Here is a 20828-nt window from a genome sequence, read left to right as displayed (position 1 = left end):
CATGAGGAAATTAACCCGGCATACGGGCTTTAAAATTAATCCGCTGTGGCATTTGTACCGCACCGTTTCCTTAGTTAAAGTGGCTAAAAACTTTATCGTTATAGAAGCGGGACGCTTTATGCCGTCGACAAAACTGAAACATAAGCTGTACCAGAGCGGCCTGAAGATGGAGCTCGGCAGACACGTGTCATTTGCATATAAAGCAATGCCTGATTTAATGTTTCCGGAGTTAATTACAATCGGACAGAATTCAATAATCGGCTATAATGCGACGATACTGACACACGAATATTTAACGGATGAATACAGAATCGGCAAAGTCGAAATCGGTGAAAATACGATGATCGGTGCGAATGCAACAGTATTGCCGGGTGTTAAAATCGGCAGCGGTGTAAAAGTCGGCGCGGGCACGGTGGTCTCAAAAGATATTCCCGATAATGCACTCGTCTACGGCAATCCGATGATAATAAGGGAGAGATCAGAATGACGGACAAAAAAGTAATCTCTCTCGATCAAAACGGAGAGCATTACTACAGGCAGGGTATTAAGAAAAGACAGCAGAATAATAAAAAAGAAGCACTCCGGCTGTTAAAAAAAGCACACGATAAAAACCCGGATAATATAGATTATTTATCGGAATATGTTTATGTCATGGCTGAGAACGGGTTCGGCAACGAGGCTGAACATTTAATTATCGAAGCGTTCGTGAAAGACGATTTCGATACGGAGTATTTTTATATATTAAGTCAGATTAATATTATTAAGCACGACGCGAATAAAGCATTTTTATACGGCGTGCAATATTCGACTTACCGGCCGGAAACAGGTTACGGTGATACGCTTGAAGAAATGTTCGATGTTGAAATCGACGATGAGGAAGAACTTGAAAAAGAGGCTGAGCGGTTTATCGGCCAGCAGATTTTCCAGCATTTATTTATGAATGCCAAAGTAGGCGAGTCGCTTACTTATCTTGATTCGCTGCCTGTGGAAATTCAAGGAGAGCGCGAATTCAGAAACTTAAAAGCGATGGCCTATTTGTTTTTAAATAAGTTTGAAGAAGCTGAGACGCTGCTTGAGCAGCTGCTGGAAGATGATCAGACAGATATGCATGCACTCAGCCATATGACCCTGCTGCACTATCATACGGAGCGGTTTGATAAATACGACGCCTATTTAAAAAAACTGGAGGTCGTCGAACCGCTCGATGATGATGCGCGTTTTAAAGTCGGGCTCGTGCTGAATTTCCTGCAGAAATATGAGCACTCATATAAACTATTGTTCCCGCTTTACAAGAAGCAGAAAATAATTAATTTCCAGCTGCTCCATGCGCTGAGTTTTTCGAGTTATCATCTCGGCAAACATGAAGAATCTGAAATGTACTGGACGCGCATGCAGAACTTCCATCCAGTTGATGAGCAGTTCAGTCCATGGAAAAAAGAAGAAGCGGCTGAAGAAATACTCGAACTGGAAAGCATGTATCTGCACGACGAAGATCAGCACAAACGTTTGCTCGCCTTGTATTTAATCAGTAAAGTCGAACCCCGGGAAGCGATAATCGGTTTATCGATATGGGATCATATTGAGGAACTTGATGATTATGAAAAGCTCTATGTGACCTTTTTATTCCAGGGGCTGAAGCTGGTCCGCCTCGGGCGGATGCATATTGGGCTCGAATTACTTTACGATCAGTCTTTCAGAGATGAAGAAACACTCCTGATGTGGATTAATGTTTTTCACGATCTGTATGAAAAGCATAAGGAATTTGACGACATTGAAAGTCATACGGCAGCAGCGCTGTATTTGTACCCGGCTGGCCGGAAGCTGACTAAAAAAGGGCTGGCTGAAATGTTTAATACGACAGTTTACAGGCTGAATAAAGCGATAGACAGAATAAAGCAGATATAATGATTTACGGGTCAAAAGCCTATATAATTGTATGTAACAATTTCTTAAAGGAGAACGATTATGGAAGAGAAAACGATTTATGATGTAGTAATAATCGGCGCGGGACCTGCCGGCATGACGGCGGCAGTCTATGCATCGCGTGCAGAACTGAAAACAGTCATGCTTGAACGCGGTGTGCCTGGCGGACAGATGGCGAACACGGAAGAAGTTGAAAACTTCCCCGGCTTCAGCATGATTACAGGACCGGAATTGTCTTCTAAGATGTTCGAACACTCGCAGAAGTTCGGTGCAGAATACAAGTACGGCGATATTAAAAGTGTTGAGCTCGACGGAGACATTAAAATACTGAAAACTTCGTCTGAAGACATTCACACAAAAAGCGTTATTGTTGCAACAGGCGCAGAGTATAAAACTATAGGCGTACCGGGCGAAGATCTGCTTCGCGGACGCGGTGTCAGCTACTGTGCAGTATGTGACGGCGCCTTCTTTAAAGAGCGCGAACTTGTCGTTATCGGCGGAGGAGACTCGGCTGTTGAGGAAGGGGTATTCCTGACGAAATATGCGAGTAAAGTGACAATTGTTCACCGCCGCGATGAGCTGCGTGCTCAGAAGATTTTACAGGACCGCGCCTTTAAAAATGAAAAAATCGACTTTATCTGGGATACAGAACTGCAGTCGATTAATGGCGACAGCCGCGTGGAATCAGTAACGCTGAAAAATAAAAACACAGGTGAAACGTATGACTTCAACGCAGACGGTGTATTTATCTATATCGGAATGCTGCCGCTGACAGCACCGTTTAAAGATTTAGGCATTTTAAATGAAGAAGGTTACATCGTCACAAACGAAGAAATGGAAACAGAAATTCCAGGCATCTTTGCAGCAGGCGATGTCAGAGAGAAATCATTGCGTCAGATTGTCACAGCGACAGGCGACGGCAGTCTTGCAGCACAAAATGCCCAGGGCTACCTTGAAAAACTGGAAGACAGTGAGTAATTAATAGAAGAAATTCCCCCGGAAGGGGGTTTTTTTCGTAACGTTATCCGTTATAATATAAATGAACGGCAAGAGTGAAATTAAGTAAATTTGAGGGTGTGCTTTATGAAAAATTTAATCATAATTACAGGTATGAGCGGTTCAGGAAAATCTGTTGCACTGGAAGCGATTGAAGACACAGGTTACTTCTGCATCGACAATCTGCCCCCGATTCTTATTCCAAAAGTCGTGGAATTAATGGAGTCCACCGACGGCAAGATGAACAAAGTCGCACTCGGTATCGATCTGCGAGGGAAAGAATTTTTTGATGATTTAATTCAAAAACTGGAAACGGTTCTTAATAATGAAAGTATTATGCTGCGCATCGTCTTTCTCGACACGGATAATGAAAGACTCGTCAGCCGCTATAAGGAGACGCGCCGTTCCCACCCGTTAAACGAAGGTATGCCGCTGCTTGAAGCAATTAAAAAAGAACGTGAACTGCTGGATGATTTAAAAGGACGGGCATCCGTCATTATCGATACGACGGAACTTTCTCCGAAAGAGCTGAGAGACCGTATTTTCACTTTATACAGCGGAGGCCGCGAGCAGTTTTTTGCCGTTAACGTGCTGAGCTTCGGATTTAAGCACGGCATTCCCATCGATGCGGACTTGATGTTCGATGTCCGTTTTCTGCCGAATCCATTCTATATTCCCGAGTATCGCCCGTTAACCGGACTCGACAAAGAAGTTTATGATTATGTAATGAAATGGCAGGATACCGATACGTTTTACGAAAAACTGTATGATATGATTAAATATTTAATTCCTCAATATATAAAAGAAGGTAAATCCCAGCTGACGATTGCTATCGGGTGTACAGGCGGACAGCATCGTTCTGTTGCTCTGTCCGAGCGCCTTGCAAAAGATCTGCTGGAGAAGTTCGCATTTTCGATTAACACGACCCACCGCGATGCGATGATTGAAGGCAAAGTCCATGAACAAGATTAAAATCGCCATAATCGGCGGAGGTACAGGTCTCGCTGTTTTATCGCGCGGCTTAAAAAAATATCCTGTGGATATTTCTGCTATCGTATCGGTGGCAGATGATGGTGGGTCAACCGGAATTATCCGCGATCAGATCGATATGCCTGCGCCTGGAGATATCCGAAACGTTATGTCAGCTTTAAGCGAAGTCGAAACGAAACTCGAGCATCTGTTCACTTACCGTTTTAAAAAAGATGAAATATCAGGTCATTCCCTCGGCAATTTAATGCTCGCTGCCATGTATGATATCAGCGGCGATTTCGCAACTGCCGTCAGCGAGCTGTCGAAAATACTGAACGTTAAAGGAACCGTGATTCCATCGACGAATGTCAGTCCGAAACTCGCTGCAAGAATGGCTGATGATTCAATTATTATCGGCGAGAGCTATATTCCGAAAGTGAAAAAAGAGATTAAAGAAATGTATTTAATACCGACGAATATCGATGCGACACCAGCTGCTGTTGAAGCAATACTGGAAGCGGATATTATCGTGCTCGGTCCGGGCTCGCTGTATACGAGCATTATTCCGAACCTGCTGCCAAAAGGGATAAGAGAAGCTGTTTCAGCATCGGACGGCATTAAAGTATATGTTTCAAATCTGCTCGAGCAGCCGGGTGAAACGATGGGCATGTCCGCATTTGATCATCTCTCGGCAATTGAAAAACATTTGAAATCGCGGGAGATTGACTACGTTATTTTAAATGAACGGGACGTCTATGAAGAAATGGCGGAAACGTATAAAAACAGAGGGGTCCAGATTATTAAAAGCGAGCGGGATAAACTGGAAGAGCACGGTGTAAAAATCATTACAGATGATGACTTGATTATCGTTGATGAAGAGCGGGTTGTCCGCCATAATAATGAAAAGCTCGCTGAAATTATATACGACATTGTAATTGATGAATCGGATACATTGAAGTATTAGGGAAGATTTTGAAAGGAAAGTGGTAGCATGTCATTTGCTTCCGAAATGAAAAATGAATTAACGAGAATCGAAGTGGATGAGTGCTGCATGAAGAGCGAACTGTCCGCGCTGATTAAAATGAACGGCGCAGTCAGTTATTTTGACGGACAATGGGTTATCAATGTTCAGACTGAAAATGCTGCGATTGCGCGCCGTATCTTTTCGTTAATTAAAAATGTATATAAGATAGAAATTGATCTGCTTGTCAGAAAAAAGATGAAGCTTAAAAAGAACAACGTTTACATCTGCCGCATTAAAAAAGAATCTAAAGAGGTACTGGAGGATTTGAAGATTTTTTCAGACGGTGTGCTGACAAATACGATTACGGATGAAATTACAGAAAAAGAATGCTGCAGACGCAGTTATTTAAGAGGTGCTTTCCTTGCCGGCGGTTCGGTAAATAATCCGGAAACATCAGCCTATCATCTTGAGATTGCTTCGCTGTATGAAGAACATGCAGAAGCAGTGACGAAGCTTATGAACCGCTATGAATTAAATGCTAAATATATCGACCGGAAACGGGGCTATATTATTTATTTGAAAGAAGCTGAAAAAATTGCGGAGTTTCTGAGTTTAATCGGAGGCTACCAGGCGCTGTTAAAATTTGAGGATATACGTATCGTCAGAGACATGAGGAACTCGGTTAACCGGCTCGTAAACTGCGAAACCGCGAACTTAAACAAAACGATAAACGCAGCAATGCGCCAGGTGGAAAATATTAAATTTATCGATGCGGAAATCGGCATCGATGAACTGCCGGAGCGCTTAAGAGAAGTGGCGCGCATTCGCGTCGAACATCAGGACATGACATTAAAAGAAATCGGCGAAGCCGTATCTACCGGTACGATTTCGAAATCAGGCATCAACCACCGGCTCAGAAAGCTCGACGAAATTGCAGATAAACTGCGGAGCGGAAAAGAACTGGTATTTTAAGCAAAAAGAGGCATCCGAATACTTTCGGATGCCTCTTTTGTCTTTGAAAGCGGCTGTGAAGCCGGCATTTACAGTATATAATCTTTTTATCCGCTGTATATATTCTCCATCGCCTGTTCGAGAGTCGGATATAAATATTTAAAGTCATTGTTCATCAGTACACGGGGATGAACTTTCTGGCCTTCCGTTACAAGAAGGGCACGTTCGCCAAGGACTTTATCAATTAAATAAGCCGGCGTTTTAAAAAAGTTCGCTTTGCCGAGCACGGCACTTAATACTTTGGAAAACTCGCGCTGTCTGACCTGCACAGGGGCGGTTATATTAACCGGACCTCTGATGTCCTGATTGACACCGATAAAGAGGAGCGCATTAACGACATCATCGATATGAACCCAGGAATACCATTGTCTGCCGCTTCCGATATCGCCGCCGATATTTGCTTTATACAGCTTTTCCATGGCAGGAAGGGCACCGTTGTCTTTATCAAGCACCAGGCCGAAGCGGGAAAACACAACACGGATCCCGAGGGATTCGATATTCGCTGCGGCTGCTTCCCACTGATTGACGACATCCGATAAAAAGTTCGTAGACGACAGCTGATCAAATTCATCGTACTCCACAATTTCACTTGTAGGATAGTAGCCGACAGCACTCGCATTTATAAAGGCAAGTGGCTTAATACCCGACTTTTGAAGCCAGAGGGAAAGCATACCGGTCATGTTCAGCCTGCTCGATAAGATTAAGTCTTTATAGTCTTCCGTCCATTTTTCATTCAGAGAAGCCCCTGCGAGATTATAGATCAAATCAAAACTATCGGGAAGCTCGTCAGTCCAATCCAAATTGTTAAAATTACTGTCATCGTATTTAATATAATGTATATAAGGGTGTTCGCTCGTTTGTTCCCTGCGCGTTAAAATGTAAACGTGATGGCGGTCTTTCCGGAATGCCTGTGTCAGTTTTGTACCGATAAAACCAGTGCCGCCTGTGATGAGAATGTTCAAATGCTTCGACCTCCCAATACATGTGTTTCTTTCATTTTAATTGAAAAGGGAGTTTAAGTCACGTATGTGACTTAAACTCCCTGTAATAGACTATTTTATTTTTCAGGTTCCATGACGTGGTCGATTAAACCGTATTCTTTAGCTTGTTCTGCTGTCATGAAATTATCGCGGTCAGTATCTTTTTCGATTTTTTCAAGCGGCTGTCCAGTGCGCTCTGCTAAGATCTTGTTTAATTTCTCGCGAGTTTTTAAAATGTGTTTCGCAGCAATCTCAATTTCAGTAGCCTGGCCCTGAGCTCCGCCGAGCGGCTGGTGAATCATAATTTCTGCGTTCGGAAGCGCGTGGCGTTTTCCTTTAGCACCTGCTGTTAACAGGAATGAGCCCATCGATGCTGCAAGTCCGAGACTGATTGTCTGTACATCCGGCTTAATGTGCTGGATTGTGTCGTAGATTGCCATGCCGGCAGTAACGCTGCCGCCCGGTGAGTTAATATAAAGGTAAATATCTTTTTCCGAGTCTTGTGCCTGCAAGAATAACAGCTGGCTGACTACCGAGTTTGCAACGTTATCATCGATTGCACTTCCGATCATAATGATTCTATCTTTTAAAAGTCTTGAATAAATATCGTAAGCACGTTCGCCACGATTTGTCTGTTCAATAACCGTAGGTATTAAATTCATAATATTGCCTCCTGTTTTGGTGAACTAATTTATTTTATATTATATTTATAACACATTAGTCAAATAAGGTCAAAAGAAAGAGCTTCATCTGATAACCACTTTATCATATTATTTAATTATGCAATTCGTCAATAATTAGTCTTTATTCCTGACGGTTTCCTTGCTATAATGAAATGTGCTTAATTTTTATTATTCTACCCCCGTGGTGTAATGGATAACACGTAAGATTCCGGTTCTTAAGATGGGAGTTCAATTCTTCTCGGGGGTGCTAAAAAAGAGGTGGGACAGTTGTCGGTCGAAGAACTTGAAACAGTCGACAAACCTGATGACAGTTTAGATGAAGACTTTGTCCGCAAAGTCTTCTATGTCTGTTTAAACAGCGGGAAAATCCTGCTGGAAAGCGGTGCGGAGACGTATCGTATCGAAGATACGATGATCCGCATGGCAGGCAACTACGGTATCGGTAATGTTCAGGTCTTTGTCACAACAACAGTAATTATTTTGTCGATGAATGATTACGCTTTGTCCCAGACAATCAGAATCGATGAGCGCGCAAACAATTTACAAAAAGTCGTAAATATTAATGACTTATCTAGGCGTATTACTAAAGGATTGCCCATAAGAGATGCGATTGACAGTATAGAAAATATCCATGAAACGAAAATGTTTCCTTTCTGGCTGATTGTTTTCACCGGCGGAATGGTCGCTATTATGTTCCTGCTTCTGTTTGGCGGCGTGGCGGGCGATATACCGGTCGCAGCTGCTGGCGGCATGGCGGGTGTACTGATTACAGAAAGTATTCAGCGCTATACTAAAATTAAATTTTTCAACGAATTTTTCGCAGCGTTTTTTATCGCTGTGATTTCTGTACTGTATGTAGACTACGGTCCGGGAACAGAACTCGAGACGATTATTATCGCCGCAGTCATGCCGCTCGTTCCTGGAGTGCTCATTACCAATGCGATACGGGAAATGATACGCGGACACTTGATGGCAGGCACGATGAAAGGCGCGGAGGCATCGCTTACAGCGATTGCGATCGGTGCCGGAGTCGGCCTCGTCTTCATGGCAGTCTAGGAGGGGAACAATGTTATATGCAGTTCAATTTATACTTAGTTTCTTTGCCTCTGCAGGATTCGGAATACTTTTCAATGCTCCAAGCAGGACGATATTCGCCGGCGGTTTAAGCGGAGCTTTCGGCTGGCTCGTATACTATACCGCAACCCAGTATGAAATACAGCCGGCCATCGCATCTTTTTTAGGAGCGATTATGCTGACTGCCCTGTCGATTGCGAGTTCCCGTAAATTAAGGGCGCCGGTAATTATATTTATTACATGCGGAATTATTCCCCTCGTGCCCGGCGGTGTAGCTTACAATGCCATGCGCAGCGTAGTGCTGCAGAATTACGATATGGCGCTTGCCTACGGTTTTCAAGTAGCTCTCGTGTCGCTGGCAATTGCTATGGGGATAATTTCAACCGAGATGATAGATTCATTAATCCAGACGCTGAAACGTGAAATTAAAAATATGCGGAAGAAAGAGGCTTAACCAATGCTTAATCTTACTTATTACACACGAGATAATTGTCATTTGTGTAATGAAGGAAAACTGCAGCTCAGACTGGCATTGTCTGAACTGAGAGATAACGTAGTGAAACTGACCGAAGTGAATATCGATAACGATGACAAACTGCAGGAAGAATACATGGTGCGCATACCCGTTTTAAGCGACGGAGGCAAAGTGATTCAAGAAGGCGTTTTAGATTTTGTAACTATATATGATTACGTAAAAGATAATTATAAATAATGATAACCGGGAAGCGGCGGACTTAAAATGTCTGCCGCTTTTTTAATGCAGCTGCGCTTAAAATATTTTTAATGTTTTAATAAGCGAGCGACATATGTATAATTAAAATGAATATAAATTTGGAGGCGCATCCATGAAGAAGACTCTGGAAGATGTTGAATTAAAAGGCAAAAAGGTATTAATACGGGCAGATTTTAATGTACCGATGAAAAATGGACAGATTACGGATGATACCCGTATTAAAGCTGCTGTAAAAACAATTTCTTACGTTTTGGCTAAGGGCGGAAAAGTAATTTTATTTTCGCACCTTGGACGAATTAAAACTAAAGAAGACAAACGTGAATATTCTCTTGCTCCGGTTGCTGACTACTTAAGCAACCTGGTAGGCAAAGAAGTGCTGTTCAGCGATAAAACACGCGGCAAGGATTTGGAAGAAGGTATTGCCGGAATGAAGAATGGAGAGATTCTCCTCGTTCAAAATACACGCTATGAAGATCAGCACGGCTCAAAAGAAAGTAAAAACGATCCGGTGCTCGGCAAGTATTGGGCATCGCTCGGTGATATCTTCGTCAATGATGCATTTGGCACAGCCCACCGCGAGCATGCGTCAAACGTCGGAATCAGCGAGCATCTGCCCACTGTATCCGGATTTCTAATGCAGAAGGAAATCGAATTTCTCGGCGGTGCAGTCGATCAGCCGAAATCACCGTTCGTGGCCATCCTCGGCGGAGCGAAGGTATCCGACAAAATTAACGTAATTGATAACCTGCTGAATAAGGCTGATAAAATTCTTATCGGCGGCGGGATGGCAAATACATTCCTGAAAGCACAGGGACATTCAATCGGAAAATCATTAATTGAAGAAGACAATATTAAAATTGCTGAAGAGCTGCTGAAAAAAGCGGACGGGAAATTAGTGCTGCCTGTCGATGTTGTTGCAGCCTCAGAATTTTCAAATGAAGCGGAGCACCGCACTGTACCGGTCGAAGAAATTCCGGATGATATGATGGCTCTTGATATCGGCGGGGAAACGGTTAAATTATACGAGAAAACACTCAAAGATGCGAAAACAGTTGTCTGGAATGGACCGATGGGAGTTTTTGAAATGTCCAATTTTGCAGCGGGGACAGTCGGTGTTTGCCAGGCGATTGCGAATCTTGAAGATGCGGTTACTATTATCGGCGGCGGCGATTCGGCCAGTGCTGCGCAGGTTCTTGGATTTGCTGATAAATTCAGCCATATTTCAACCGGCGGCGGCGCATCGTTAGAGTATTTAGAAGGTAAGGAATTGCCGGGACTGAAGGCAATTGATAATGCTGAGGAGGAGTAAGTCATATGCGCACACCATTAATTGCGGGTAATTGGAAAATGAATATGACAGTTCAGGAAGCAGGAGCTTTTGCCGATGAACTGTTAAAAAACAATCTTAAAGAAGGTGTTGAAGCGGCGATTTGTGCGCCCTTTATCGACCTGCCGGTACTCGCCGGGAAATTTAAAGAGACGGATATTAAAGTCGGTGCACAAAATGTGCACTTTGAAAAGAGCGGTGCTTTTACAGGGGAAATCTCCGCGCCTATGCTTCGTGAACTTGGAATGCACTACGTTATCACAGGACATTCTGAACGCCGCGAGCTGTTCGGAGAGACTGACAGCGACGTAAACAAAAAGTCGCGTGCTGTACTTGAAGCGGGCATGACGCCGATTATCTGTGTCGGTGAGACTGAAGAAGAGCGCGAAAGCGGAGAGTATACAGCAAAAGTTGCAGGACAGGTGACAGCAGCGCTTGAAGGAATTTCACCTGAATCAGCAGGCGGGCTCGTTATCGCTTATGAACCAATTTGGGCGATTGGCACTGGAAAAAGTGCAACGAGCGACGATGCTGATGCGATGTGCCGTTCGATTAGAAGCGAAGTTGAAAAACTTTATGATAAGAACACGGCAGACCGCGTGCGTATTTTGTACGGCGGTTCTGTTAAACCTGCAACGATCGAAGAGCTGATGTCAAAAAGTGATGTGGACGGCGCCTTAGTCGGCGGTGCTTCACTGAAGGCTGAAGATTATACAGCGCTGATTGCTGGAGCGGCCCAATGACTAAACCTGCTGCCTTAATTATTCTTGACGGTTTTGCAGAACGCGATGAGACTTTCGGCAACGCGATTGCACATGCAGATATGCCGAATTTTAACAGATATAAAGATGAGTTCCCGCACGCAAGTTTAAGCGCGTGCGGTCTCGATGTGGGCTTACCCGAAGGACAGATGGGAAACTCCGAAGTCGGGCATTTAAATATCGGTGCAGGGCGCGTTGTGTATCAGAGCTTAACGCGTATTAATAAAGCGATTAAAGATGGCGATTTTCATGAAAATGAAGTGCTTTTAAGTGCACTGAAACATGCCAAAAGTCATAACAGCAAACTGCATATTATGGGACTTTTAAGCGATGGCGGCGTGCACTCGCATTACGGACACTTGTTTGAAGTGCTGAAAATGGCAAAAATCAACGGCCTTACCGATGTATTCGTCCACGGATTTTTAGACGGGCGCGACGTGAGTAAAGCCTCGGCCTTGACTTACATAGAAGAAACAGAGCGGCAGTTCAAAGAAATCGGCATCGGCCAGTTCTCAACGATCAGCGGGCGCTACTATGCGATGGACCGCGACCAGCGCTGGGAACGGGAACAGCTGGCGTATGATGCACTCGTGCACGGGAAAGGCAAGGTTTTCCCGACTGCGTCTCTCGGAGTAGAGGAAAGTTATTCTGCCGAGGTGTTTGATGAATTCGTCGAACCGTTTGTCGTTAATAAAGCGCACACTATCGGTGAAGACGATGCCGTTATATTTATTAACTTCAGACCGGACCGCGCAGCCCAGTTGTCGGAAGCATTCACTGTGCCGGAATTTAAGGGCTTTGACCGCGGCGGAACAATTGATAATCTGAAGTTCGTTACATTTACAAAATACAGCGAAGCGGTACAGGCAGATGTTGTTTTCGATAAAGTGGACCTGGTTAATACGCTTGGCGAAGTTGTATCAGCTTCAGGAAAAACGCAGCTGCGCATTGCCGAAACAGAAAAATATCCGCATGTGACATACTTTATGAACGGCGGACGCCACGAGGAATTCAAAGGTGAATCGCGTATTTTAGTCAATTCACCGAAAGTGGCGACATATGACCTGCAGCCGGAAATGAGTGCTTACGAAGTGACGGATCAGCTGCTCCGCGCTCTCGACGAACCGCTAGATATGGTAATTTTAAACTTTGCCAACCCGGACATGGTCGGCCACAGCGGCATGCTTGAACCGACGGTCAAAGCGCTGGAAGCGGTCGACGAATGTCTCGGTAAAGTAGTCGATAAAATTATTAGCTTGGGCGGGACCGCGGTAATTACTGCAGACCACGGGAACGCCGATGAGGTTGTGACACCTGCAGGAGAACCGATGACGGCGCATACGGTCAACCCGGTGCCGGTGATTGTGACGGACAAATCGGTCCTGCTGCGTGAAGGCGGGCGTTTATCAGATTTAGCACCGACTATGCTTGATTTAATGAATCTTAATCAGCCTGAAGATATGACAGGTAAGAGCCTTTTAATTAAAAATACGTTATAATAAATTCGAACTTAACTAATAAAGGAGTAGGATGACATGCCATTAATTACAGATGTATATGCACGTGAAGTTTTAGACTCTCGAGGAAACCCGACGATTGAAGTTGAAGTGCTGACAGAAAGCGGCGCTTTCGGCCGGGCACTGGTTCCTTCAGGCGCTTCTACAGGAGAACACGAAGCGGTAGAACTTCGTGATGGTGATTCATCACGCTTCTTAGGCAAAGGTGTAGAACAGGCAGTAGAAAATGTTAATGCTGTAATTGCACCCGAATTAATCGATGGAGAATTCACTGTGCTAGAGCAGGTCTCAATCGATAAAATGCTTATTCAGTTAGACGGGACGAAAAACAAAGAAAAATTAGGCGCTAATGCTATTTTAGGTGTATCGATTGCCGTAGCGAAAGCAGCGGCGGATCTTCTCGGCCAGCCTTTATATAAATACTTAGGCGGATTTAATGCGGTGCAGCTGCCAGTGCCGATGATGAATATTATTAACGGCGGTGAGCATGCAGACAACAGCATCGACATTCAGGAATTTATGATTATGCCTGTAGGCGCACCTACTTTTAAAGAGGCGCTCCGCATGGGGACGGAAATTTTCCACCATCTTGCGAAAGTTTTATCAGCAAAAGGCTATAGCACTGCAGTCGGTGACGAAGGCGGATTTGCTCCAAACCTTAAATCAAACGAAGAAGCGCTGGAAGTAATCGGCGAAGCGGTAGCAGCTGCCGGCTATGAACTCGGTTCAGATATCGTCCTTGCGATGGACGCGGCTTCAAGCGAATTCTTCAATAAAGATACGGGCAACTACGAGCTGAAAGGCGAAGGTAAAACTTATTCGTCGGAAGAACTTGTTAACTGGTACGGCGACATGGTTGAGAAGTATCCAATCATCTCAATAGAAGACGGTCTGGATGAAAATGACTGGTCAGGCACGAAACTTCTTACAGACAAAATCGGCGATAAAGTCCAGCTTGTCGGTGATGACCTGTTTGTAACGAACACTGAAAAATTAGTCCAAGGTATCGAACAGGGCGTTGCAAACTCAATCCTAGTTAAGGTGAACCAGATCGGTACGCTGACAGAAACTTTCGAAGCGATCGAAGTTGCCCAGCGCGCAGGCTACACAGCAGTCATCTCACACCGTTCAGGTGAAACAGAAGACACGACAATTGCTGATATTGCTGTTGCGACAAATGCCGGACAGATTAAAACAGGTGCACCGTCACGCACGGACCGCGTTGCTAAATACAATCAGCTCCTCCGCATTGAAGACGAGTTATATGAGACGGGCACTTACAAAGGCCTCGCATCATTTTATAATTTGAATAAATAATTTGATGAAAACCCCTCTCGCGAGGGGTTTTTGTTATTTTGAGAGGGGTTTTGTTATTTTGAGAGGGGTTAATTGACGATGTGGATGAGCAAGGTGCGTAAAAAAATGCTGACCTTGCTCATAAATGGTGCGCGGATGAGCAAGGTGCGTAAAAAAATGCTGACCTTGCTCATAAATGGTGCGCGGATGAGCAAGGTGCGTAAAAAAATGCTGACCTTGCACATAATTGGAGCGTGGATGAGCAAGGTGCGCCAAAAAACGCTGACCTTGCACATAATTGGAGCGTGGATGAGCAAGGTGCGCCAAAAAATGCTGACCTTGCTCATAAATGGTGCGCGGATGAGCAAGGTGCGCCAAAAAACACTGACCTTGCACATAAATGGTGCGTGGATGAGCAAGGGTTGCCAAAAAACACTGACCTTGCACATAATTGGAGCGTGGATGAGCAAGGTGCGCCAAAAAACACTGACCTTGCACATAAATGGTGCGCGGATGAGCAAGGTGCGCCAAAAAACGCTGACCTTGCACATAAATGGTGCGTGGATGAGCAAGGTGCGCCAAAAAACACTGACCTTGCTCATAAATGGTGCGTGGATGAGCAAGGTGTGTCAAAAAACGCTGACCTTGCTCATAAATGGTGCGCGGATGAGCAAGGTGTGCCAAAAAACTCTGACCTTGCACATCCACTAACGAAAGTGTATAGAGGATTAATAAAAAGAGGAATTTATCACAGAAACGCAATTTTTGTATGTTGAGTATTTATCAAAATAAGAGTCGACGGTCGCGTTTATATCTGCGAACTGTGGAACTGCTGACAGCCCCTCCGCTAAAAGCAGAAATTCTTGCAGGAGATATTTCCCACGCTTCATTGATAGTTTTTAATTCATCAATTAGTATCGATACTATTTCGAAAGTAGTAAACTCTTTAGTGCATGAATGACAACAGTACTTGTATGAATTAACACGCACGAGCTCCGCAACCGAATCGCACTGATAACAAAACACGCCGGTGCGGAGCTCGCCAAATTCAACATTCGCCGGGAGATCGTACATTGATTTCAGGAGCCGGCGGCTGTTGAGGTAGTCAGCAATATTGCCATGGTCATAACGATTAGGCTGACAAATTTTAGCGAGCCGCCGGGGCGTATTACTGGGCACAAGCAGATTTTCCAAATTAGGCATGTTATAGATTGTCTGTGAAGGGTTCACAAACACGAGGTGTGAAGTAATATCGTAATTAAAACCGCCATTACGAATCAGATGCTCAAGCGAAGTGCGCTGGCGGTTCACCTGCATACTCAAGTCCTTATATTCGCGCCCGCTTTCGAAGAACCAGATTTTTGAATCGTATATCAAATCGAAACCAAAATTTTTAACCTCGAAAGTATAAACATGGTCGCCAGCAATCAGCACGTTATCGATCTGGACTTCACTCATACCGCTGGCTACTTTTAATGTTTCGGTACCGGAATCAATTTTAAAACGATAATCTCTCAAGTGATAAATTTCCTTGCCTCGCACTGCAGTATCGAGCAGTTTATCGAATCCGAGCTCGCCGTGCCAGCCGCGGGTCAACTTCTCCTTTTCTTTTTCTTCGGTTGAACCGAGTAACGTTCGACGTGACAGAATCTGCAATTGTTTAAGTTTTAAAGGGATTGTACGCATATCTATAACATAAAGATAAAGTAAATTATCTCCAAACAGCAAAAATTTAAAAAATGCAGCAGAACATTTACAGATTTCAACAAATAGAACGCTGTCTCCAATGTAACAACTACATTACAAAACCTTCGTTTACATTGCACATACAGTAAATTTTTGGTACTATTTATACTGTTAATATAAATCGGAGGGGTATCTTCATGCAGACACTACTCATCGTTCTGTTAATCATCGTGTGTATATCGCTTATCGCTGTAGTGTTACTACAATCCGGAAAAAGTGCCGGTCTGTCGGGAGCAATCGGCGGCGGTGCCGAGCAGATGTTCGGCAAGCAGAAAGCGCGCGGTATGGACTTAATTTTACATAGAGCAACTGTAATTTTAGCAATTCTGTTCTTTATGATTATGCTGTTACTGACATACTTAGGTTAATACGTTAAAAGGTGAGCCGAATCCGATTAGTCCCGGATTTTGGCTCTTTTTTTATGTTTGGAACGATGATTCTTTAGTATCCCGGACATTTAGCGTACAATAAAAGTAACACTATTTTGAGGTGACCTCATGAATATTAAATTACCTGAAAAATTTTACTTTAAAGAAGCGAGCGGAGACAGGGCGGTTCTGCTGCTGCATGGTTTTACGGGGAACACATCCGATGTAAGACAGCTCGGCCGCTATCTGCAGAAAAAAGGTCTCACTTCCTACTCGATAAACTACGAAGGCCATGCGGAGCATCCGGAGAAAATTACTCAGTCTTCTCCCTTTGTCTGGTATAAGCAGGCAGTCGAAGCTTACGATTTTTTGCGGAGTGAAGGCTGCAGCAATATTTTTGTCGCCGGTGTATCGATTGGCGGGGTAATCGCGCTGCGCCTTGCAGCTGAACGCGATGTGACAGGTGTCGGGACAATTTGCAGCCCAATGTACATGAAGGACCCGGAAACACTGTACGGGCAGTTTATCGCGTATGCAGAAAAATATTTGAAGATGTTTGAAAATAAAACCCCGGAGCAGATAGAAAAAGAAACAAAAAATCTGGAGATGACTGGAACTTTTGATGATATCAGCACGTTTATAAATCTGGTAAAAGGGAATTTAGAAGATGTTAATGTCCCGCTTTTTGTCGCTCAGGCAATTCATGACAAAGTGATTGATCCGGAGAGTGCCAAGGTGATCTACAATGGTGCCGGGACTGATGAAAAAGAAATTAAATGGTACGATAAAGGCGGCCACGTACTGACTATAGATGAGAGCAAGGAAGAATTATTTGAAGATATATACAATTTTATTGAACAGCACGAACTGCAGTATTAATAACAGATATGGAGGATTACAATGAGAGACTTTAAAGAAGAAATATTAGCCATTGTAAGTAAAGATGACTACAAACCGATGACAATAGATGATTTTAAAGAATCTTTTGGAGCGGATGACTCGGATGAATTCAAAGATATGGTGAAAACTTTAGTCTCTCTTGAAGAATCCGGTAAATTATACCGCACGAAAAAAGACAAATATATGAAGGTGCCTGACTCCAACAGAGTAAAAGGTACATTATCGATGCACAAACGCGGTTTTGGATTTCTGCGTCCGGAAGAAGAAGATATCGAAGATATTTTTATTCCGCCGAACGCTGTAAACGGTGCGCTTGACGGTGACACTGTGCTGGTAGAAGTCGAGACCAGTACGCGAGGCGACAAGACAGAAGGTCACGTAATTAGTATTATCGAGCGCGGCGTAACAAAATTAGTCGGGGAATACAGTGCAAATGTTAATTACGGTTTCGTTGTACCTGACTCGAAAACATTCAAAACGGATATCTTTATTCCGAGAGGTAACAACTTAGGGGCTATTGACGGCCACAAAGTGCTCGTTGAAATAACTAAATTCCCGGATAATCCTGAACAGGGCAATCCGGAAGGTCATGTTATCCAGATTTTAGGACATAAAAATGATCCTGGTGTCGATATTCTGTCGATTATTTACCAGCATGGCATCGATATCGATTTCCCTGATGAAGTGCTTGAGCAGGCGGAAGCAGTGCCTGATGAAATCGATCAGGCTGATACGAAGGAGAGAGTCGATCTTCGCGACGAGTTCACAATTACGATTGACGGCGCCGACGCAAAAGATCTGGACGATGCTGTCAGCGTGAAAAAACTGGATAACGGCAATTTCGAACTGACGGTCAGCATTGCCGACGTCAGCCACTATGTAACAGAGAACTCTGCAATCGATAAAGAAGCATATCACAGAGGGACGAGTGTTTATCTTGTTGACCGTGTGATTCCGATGATTCCGCACCGTTTATCGAACGGTATCTGTTCGCTGAATCCAAATGTCGACCGGCTGACACTGAGCTGCCGCATGGAATTTACACCGGGCGGTAAAGCCGTGGACCACGAAATTTTCGAAAGTGTTATTAACTCGGACTACCGTATGACTTACGGCAACGTAAACTTAATGCTGGAAGATAAAGATGAGAGCGTCATTAATGAGTTCAAAGAAGTTTATCAGCCTCTTCTCGATGCTGAGGAACTTGCTGCAAGATTGCGTGCGAAACGCGAAAAACGCGGGGCAATTGATTTTGATTTCGCCGAAGCGGCTGTTGTTGTCGGTGAAGACGGCACACCGGAAGATATCGTTCTTAGAAACCGTGGAACGGGCGAAAAAATGATTGAGGAATTCATGCTGGCGGCAAACGAAGCAGTCGCAGAGCACTTCCACTGGATGGACGTGCCGTTTATGTACCGTATTCACGAAGAACCGAAAGAAGAGAAGCTGAGTAAATTCTTCGACTTCCTGACAGGTTTTGGTGTCGTTGTTAAAGGTAAAGGTAATCAGGTTCACCCGCATGCTTTGCAGGAAATTATTGAAGAAGTCAAAGACCGTCCGGAAGAAATGGTGATTTCCACGCTGATGTTGCGCTCGATGCAGCAGGCGAAATATTCACCTGAATCGCTCGGCCACTTTGGACTGGCGACGGAGTTCTACACTCACTTTACGTCACCGATCCGCCGTTACCCTGACTTAATCGTTCACCGTTTGATACGCGAGTATCTCTTTAAAGGAAAGACCGATGCGAAGACTATCCGCCGCAACAAGAGCGAGCTGCCTGAGATTGCGAAGCATACTTCCGAAAGAGAGCGGCGCGCCCAGGATGCAGAGCGCGACACGGATGATCTGAAGAAAGCGGAATTCATGATGAAACATGTCGGCGAAACATTCGAAGGTGTAGTATCAGGCGTTATGAACTTCGGCATGTTTGTTGAACTGCCGAACACGATTGAAGGCTTGGTGCACGTCAGCAACATGACTGATGACCATTACAACTTTAACGAACGCGCTATGGCTATGCTCGGCGAACGTACCGGCACCATGTTCCGTATCGGCGACAAGGTTGAAATCGAAGTAATTGGTGTCAATCTCGAAGAGCGCCTGATTGATTTTAAAGTGGTCGGCATGCCTGATAAAAAACGTCCGGAAAGAAGACAAACACCGGTGGAAATTAAAGGCAGGTCAGAAAATAAAAAAGAAAAGACACGTTCACGTGAAAAGAAAGGAAGCTTCTCAAAGGGCGGCAAGAAAAAACCTTTCTATAAATCAGTGGCGAAAAAAGGCAAAGGAAAGAAGTAGAGGCTTATGAGTAAAAGCAACCAGAAAACGAGGCCGCTGGCACAAAACCGCAAAGCGGGTCATGATTATTCTATCGATGACACGATTGAAGCGGGGCTTGTGCTTAGGGGTACTGAAATTAAATCGATCCGCCGCGGGTCGGCGAACTTAAAAGACTCGTATGCGCGGGTCTATAATAATGAAATGTACGTTTATAATATGCACATTGCGCCGTATGAAGAGGGGAACCGTTTTAACCACGAGCCTCTCCGTACGCGTAAGCTGCTCCTGCACCGTAAAGAAATTAATAAACTTAGAGGGCATATGCAGGAACCGGGGAACGCGATTATTCCGCTTAAACTATATATTAAAAACGGCATGTGCAAGGTGCTTTTAGGCATCGCAACGGGTAAGAAGAAATACGATAAACGCCAGGATCTGAAGAAGAAACAGATGAAACGCGAGATTGACCGTGCAATGAAGGAGCAGTTCCGTTAATTTGTCAACGGGTTTTTATCGTGTTATAATAATAAGTGCTCGGCAAATCAGCCGTAATATTAAATAATCCGGGGACGTTCCGGATTCGACAGGGGCTATTCGGGCATTTTAAGCGTGTCGGAGGTTTCGGCTTCGTCATCAACGATACTCAGTTTATAATAACTGGCAAACAAAACAATTTCGCAGTAGCTGCCTAAGAGCGCTCTGCATCATCCCATGAGCTTGCCTATGGCCCGTGACGATGATTCAACTATAATAGGATACGCCCTTTAGTCTGCGGTCGGAAGACTAAATGGAAGAGATTAATCGGACTAGCATGGAATGAGGTTCGTTCATTGCCATCATTCATGTGAAACTTAATAATGAACTACACACGTAGAAAGAAATGCTGCGAGGTCTCTGGACGCGGGTTCAACTCCCGCCGTCTCCATATTGAATACCCAATCCTGGTGAAGGATTGGGTATTTTTTGTATAAATGTTTAGCATTTATTTGAGGGGGAATACATTAACTGTACAAAAATACTATTTAATTAATTAAGGAGTGTTTTTAAATGGCAGAAAAAGACAGCAAATTAGAACAATTAAAAGGTAATGCAAAAGAAACAATCGGCAACGCTACCGGAGACAAAGATAAAGAAAAAGAAGGCAAGAACGAGAAGAATGCCGGCAAAGCGAAAGAGTATGTAGATAAAGCATCGGACAAAGCTCATGACTCTATCGACAAAGCGTCAGACAAAGTATCGGAAAAATTTAAAAAATAAATAAGAACGAAGATGAGGCTGTATTTATTGCGGCTTCATT

The 20828-nt window shown here is 44.1% G+C and carries 22 protein-coding genes, 1 tRNA gene and 1 other RNA gene; 21 read left to right on the top strand and 3 right to left on the bottom strand.

All coding sequences use genetic code 11. The annotated features are described in order from the left end of the window. Position 1: 1 nt before the first annotated feature. From IR135_RS01770 to whiA, 6 genes are all read left to right on the top strand, one after another. Positions 2-487, top strand: a complete 486-nt coding sequence (locus IR135_RS01770) for an acyltransferase (protein ID WP_135096141.1) — start codon at positions 2-4, stop codon at positions 485-487. Then, a complete protein-coding gene (locus IR135_RS01765; RefSeq protein WP_135096139.1) occupies positions 484-1905 on the top strand; it encodes a tetratricopeptide repeat protein in 1422 nt (473 codons plus the stop codon). Before IR135_RS01770 ends, IR135_RS01765 begins: the two co-directional genes overlap by 4 nt. Positions 1906-1965: 60 nt before the next feature. Beyond that, positions 1966-2901 (top strand): thioredoxin-disulfide reductase, encoded by a 936-nt coding sequence (gene trxB, locus IR135_RS01760; RefSeq protein WP_115886023.1) that lies wholly within the window; start codon positions 1966-1968, stop codon positions 2899-2901. A gap of 105 nt (positions 2902-3006) precedes the next feature. Continuing rightward, positions 3007-3891, top strand: a complete 885-nt coding sequence (gene rapZ / locus IR135_RS01755) for an RNase adapter RapZ (protein WP_135096137.1) — start codon at positions 3007-3009, stop codon at positions 3889-3891. Beyond that, positions 3878-4852, top strand: a complete 975-nt coding sequence (locus IR135_RS01750; RefSeq protein ID WP_115886021.1) for a gluconeogenesis factor YvcK family protein — start codon at positions 3878-3880, stop codon at positions 4850-4852. Before rapZ ends, IR135_RS01750 begins: the two co-directional genes overlap by 14 nt. A gap of 27 nt (positions 4853-4879) precedes the next feature. Then, positions 4880-5824 (top strand): DNA-binding protein WhiA, encoded by a 945-nt coding sequence (whiA, locus tag IR135_RS01745; RefSeq protein WP_135096134.1) that lies wholly within the window; start codon positions 4880-4882, stop codon positions 5822-5824. An 86-nt stretch (positions 5825-5910) separates the two neighbouring features. On the opposite strand, the gene IR135_RS01740 is transcribed toward whiA, so the two are convergent. Further along, positions 5911-6825, bottom strand: coding sequence for a TIGR01777 family oxidoreductase (locus tag IR135_RS01740; protein WP_135096132.1), 915 nt, complete (start codon positions 6823-6825; stop codon positions 5911-5913). A 95-nt stretch (positions 6826-6920) separates the two neighbouring features. Continuing rightward, on the bottom strand, positions 6921-7505 hold the full coding sequence (clpP, locus tag IR135_RS01735; protein WP_115886018.1) for an ATP-dependent Clp endopeptidase proteolytic subunit ClpP: 585 nt from the start codon (positions 7503-7505) through the stop codon (positions 6921-6923). Between the two features lie 196 nt (positions 7506-7701). On the opposite strand from clpP, the gene IR135_RS01730 reads away from it, so the two are divergent. The 9 genes from IR135_RS01730 (at position 7702) to IR135_RS01690 (ending at position 14945) form a co-directional block, all read left to right on the top strand. Next, positions 7702-7773, top strand: a tRNA-Arg gene (locus IR135_RS01730). Between the two features lie 11 nt (positions 7774-7784). Continuing rightward, positions 7785-8582: a threonine/serine exporter family protein gene (locus IR135_RS01725; protein WP_318272216.1), complete on the top strand. Its 798-nt coding sequence runs from the start codon at positions 7785-7787 to the stop codon at positions 8580-8582. Positions 8583-8592: 10 nt separating this feature from the next. Then, complete coding sequence (locus IR135_RS01720; protein ID WP_135096130.1) at positions 8593-9054, top strand: threonine/serine exporter family protein; 462 nt, start codon at positions 8593-8595, stop codon at positions 9052-9054. A gap of 3 nt (positions 9055-9057) precedes the next feature. Then, positions 9058-9312 (top strand): glutaredoxin family protein, encoded by a 255-nt coding sequence (locus IR135_RS01715; RefSeq protein WP_115886015.1) that lies wholly within the window; start codon positions 9058-9060, stop codon positions 9310-9312. 133 nt (positions 9313-9445) lie between these two features. Beyond that, positions 9446-10642 carry a phosphoglycerate kinase gene (locus tag IR135_RS01710; protein WP_135096128.1) on the top strand — a complete coding sequence of 399 codons (1197 nt, stop codon included), beginning with the start codon at positions 9446-9448 and terminating at the stop codon, positions 10640-10642. 5 nt (positions 10643-10647) lie between these two features. After that, on the top strand, positions 10648-11403 hold the full coding sequence (gene tpiA / locus IR135_RS01705) for a triose-phosphate isomerase (RefSeq protein ID WP_135096126.1): 756 nt from the start codon (positions 10648-10650) through the stop codon (positions 11401-11403). Further along, complete coding sequence (gpmI, locus tag IR135_RS01700) at positions 11400-12920, top strand: 2,3-bisphosphoglycerate-independent phosphoglycerate mutase (protein ID WP_135096124.1); 1521 nt, start codon at positions 11400-11402, stop codon at positions 12918-12920. Before tpiA ends, gpmI begins: the two co-directional genes overlap by 4 nt. A 36-nt stretch (positions 12921-12956) precedes the next feature. Then, positions 12957-14255 carry a phosphopyruvate hydratase gene (eno, locus tag IR135_RS01695; protein ID WP_135096122.1) on the top strand — a complete coding sequence of 433 codons (1299 nt, stop codon included), beginning with the start codon at positions 12957-12959 and terminating at the stop codon, positions 14253-14255. Positions 14256-14327: 72 nt separating this feature from the next. Then, positions 14328-14945, top strand: coding sequence for a hypothetical protein (locus tag IR135_RS01690; protein ID WP_135096120.1), 618 nt, complete (start codon positions 14328-14330; stop codon positions 14943-14945). 72 nt (positions 14946-15017) lie between these two features. Here the strand turns inward: IR135_RS01690 and IR135_RS01685 are convergent, their stop codons facing one another. Then, positions 15018-15920: a nuclease-related domain-containing protein gene (locus IR135_RS01685; RefSeq protein ID WP_135096118.1), complete on the bottom strand. Its 903-nt coding sequence runs from the start codon at positions 15918-15920 to the stop codon at positions 15018-15020. 197 nt (positions 15921-16117) lie between these two features. On the opposite strand from IR135_RS01685, the gene secG reads away from it, so the two are divergent. The 6 genes from secG to IR135_RS01655 all read left to right on the top strand — a co-directional run bounded on the left by secG (position 16118) and on the right by IR135_RS01655 (position 20788). Continuing rightward, on the top strand, positions 16118-16348 hold the full coding sequence (secG, locus tag IR135_RS01680) for a preprotein translocase subunit SecG (RefSeq protein ID WP_115886008.1): 231 nt from the start codon (positions 16118-16120) through the stop codon (positions 16346-16348). Between the two features lie 129 nt (positions 16349-16477). Next, a complete protein-coding gene (locus IR135_RS01675; protein ID WP_135096116.1) occupies positions 16478-17227 on the top strand; it encodes an alpha/beta hydrolase in 750 nt (249 codons plus the stop codon). A 21-nt stretch (positions 17228-17248) separates the two neighbouring features. Beyond that, positions 17249-19549 (top strand): ribonuclease R, encoded by a 2301-nt coding sequence (gene rnr, locus IR135_RS01670; RefSeq protein ID WP_135096114.1) that lies wholly within the window; start codon positions 17249-17251, stop codon positions 19547-19549. Positions 19550-19555: 6 nt separating this feature from the next. Beyond that, positions 19556-20026 (top strand): SsrA-binding protein SmpB, encoded by a 471-nt coding sequence (smpB, locus tag IR135_RS01665; protein ID WP_135096112.1) that lies wholly within the window; start codon positions 19556-19558, stop codon positions 20024-20026. A gap of 70 nt (positions 20027-20096) precedes the next feature. After that, positions 20097-20459, top strand: a transfer-messenger RNA (tmRNA) gene (gene ssrA / locus IR135_RS01660). Positions 20460-20578: 119 nt separating this feature from the next. After that, on the top strand, positions 20579-20788 hold the full coding sequence (locus IR135_RS01655; RefSeq protein ID WP_115886004.1) for a CsbD family protein: 210 nt from the start codon (positions 20579-20581) through the stop codon (positions 20786-20788). The last annotated feature ends 40 nt before the right edge of the window (positions 20789-20828 follow it).

Source organism: Jeotgalicoccus nanhaiensis (genome assembly GCF_015235105.1).
Taxonomy (GTDB): Bacteria; Bacillota; Bacilli; order Staphylococcales; family Salinicoccaceae; genus Jeotgalicoccus; species Jeotgalicoccus nanhaiensis.
The sequence above is the reverse complement of the archived record's forward strand: the minus strand, read 5'-3'. Positions and strand labels throughout refer to the sequence as shown.

Coding starts and splice junctions, on each gene's coding strand:
- IR135_RS01655 (WP_115886004.1), top strand. CDS start 20,579: ATGGCAGAAAAAGACAGCAAATTAGAACAATTAAAAGGTAATGCAAAA.
- IR135_RS01715 (WP_115886015.1), top strand. CDS start 9,058: ATGCTTAATCTTACTTATTACACACGAGATAATTGTCATTTGTGTAAT.
- IR135_RS01710 (WP_135096128.1), top strand. CDS start 9,446: ATGAAGAAGACTCTGGAAGATGTTGAATTAAAAGGCAAAAAGGTATTA.
- smpB (WP_135096112.1), top strand. CDS start 19,556: ATGAGTAAAAGCAACCAGAAAACGAGGCCGCTGGCACAAAACCGCAAA.
- IR135_RS01770 (WP_135096141.1), top strand. CDS start 2: ATGAGGAAATTAACCCGGCATACGGGCTTTAAAATTAATCCGCTGTGG.
- rapZ (WP_135096137.1), top strand. CDS start 3,007: ATGAAAAATTTAATCATAATTACAGGTATGAGCGGTTCAGGAAAATCT.
- clpP (WP_115886018.1), bottom strand. CDS start 7,505: ATGAATTTAATACCTACGGTTATTGAACAGACAAATCGTGGCGAACGT.
- IR135_RS01750 (WP_115886021.1), top strand. CDS start 3,878: ATGAACAAGATTAAAATCGCCATAATCGGCGGAGGTACAGGTCTCGCT.
- secG (WP_115886008.1), top strand. CDS start 16,118: ATGCAGACACTACTCATCGTTCTGTTAATCATCGTGTGTATATCGCTT.
- tpiA (WP_135096126.1), top strand. CDS start 10,648: ATGCGCACACCATTAATTGCGGGTAATTGGAAAATGAATATGACAGTT.
- eno (WP_135096122.1), top strand. CDS start 12,957: ATGCCATTAATTACAGATGTATATGCACGTGAAGTTTTAGACTCTCGA.
- trxB (WP_115886023.1), top strand. CDS start 1,966: ATGGAAGAGAAAACGATTTATGATGTAGTAATAATCGGCGCGGGACCT.
- whiA (WP_135096134.1), top strand. CDS start 4,880: ATGTCATTTGCTTCCGAAATGAAAAATGAATTAACGAGAATCGAAGTG.
- rnr (WP_135096114.1), top strand. CDS start 17,249: ATGAGAGACTTTAAAGAAGAAATATTAGCCATTGTAAGTAAAGATGAC.
- IR135_RS01765 (WP_135096139.1), top strand. CDS start 484: ATGACGGACAAAAAAGTAATCTCTCTCGATCAAAACGGAGAGCATTAC.
- IR135_RS01685 (WP_135096118.1), bottom strand. CDS start 15,920: ATGCGTACAATCCCTTTAAAACTTAAACAATTGCAGATTCTGTCACGT.
- gpmI (WP_135096124.1), top strand. CDS start 11,400: ATGACTAAACCTGCTGCCTTAATTATTCTTGACGGTTTTGCAGAACGC.
- IR135_RS01675 (WP_135096116.1), top strand. CDS start 16,478: ATGAATATTAAATTACCTGAAAAATTTTACTTTAAAGAAGCGAGCGGA.
- IR135_RS01720 (WP_135096130.1), top strand. CDS start 8,593: ATGTTATATGCAGTTCAATTTATACTTAGTTTCTTTGCCTCTGCAGGA.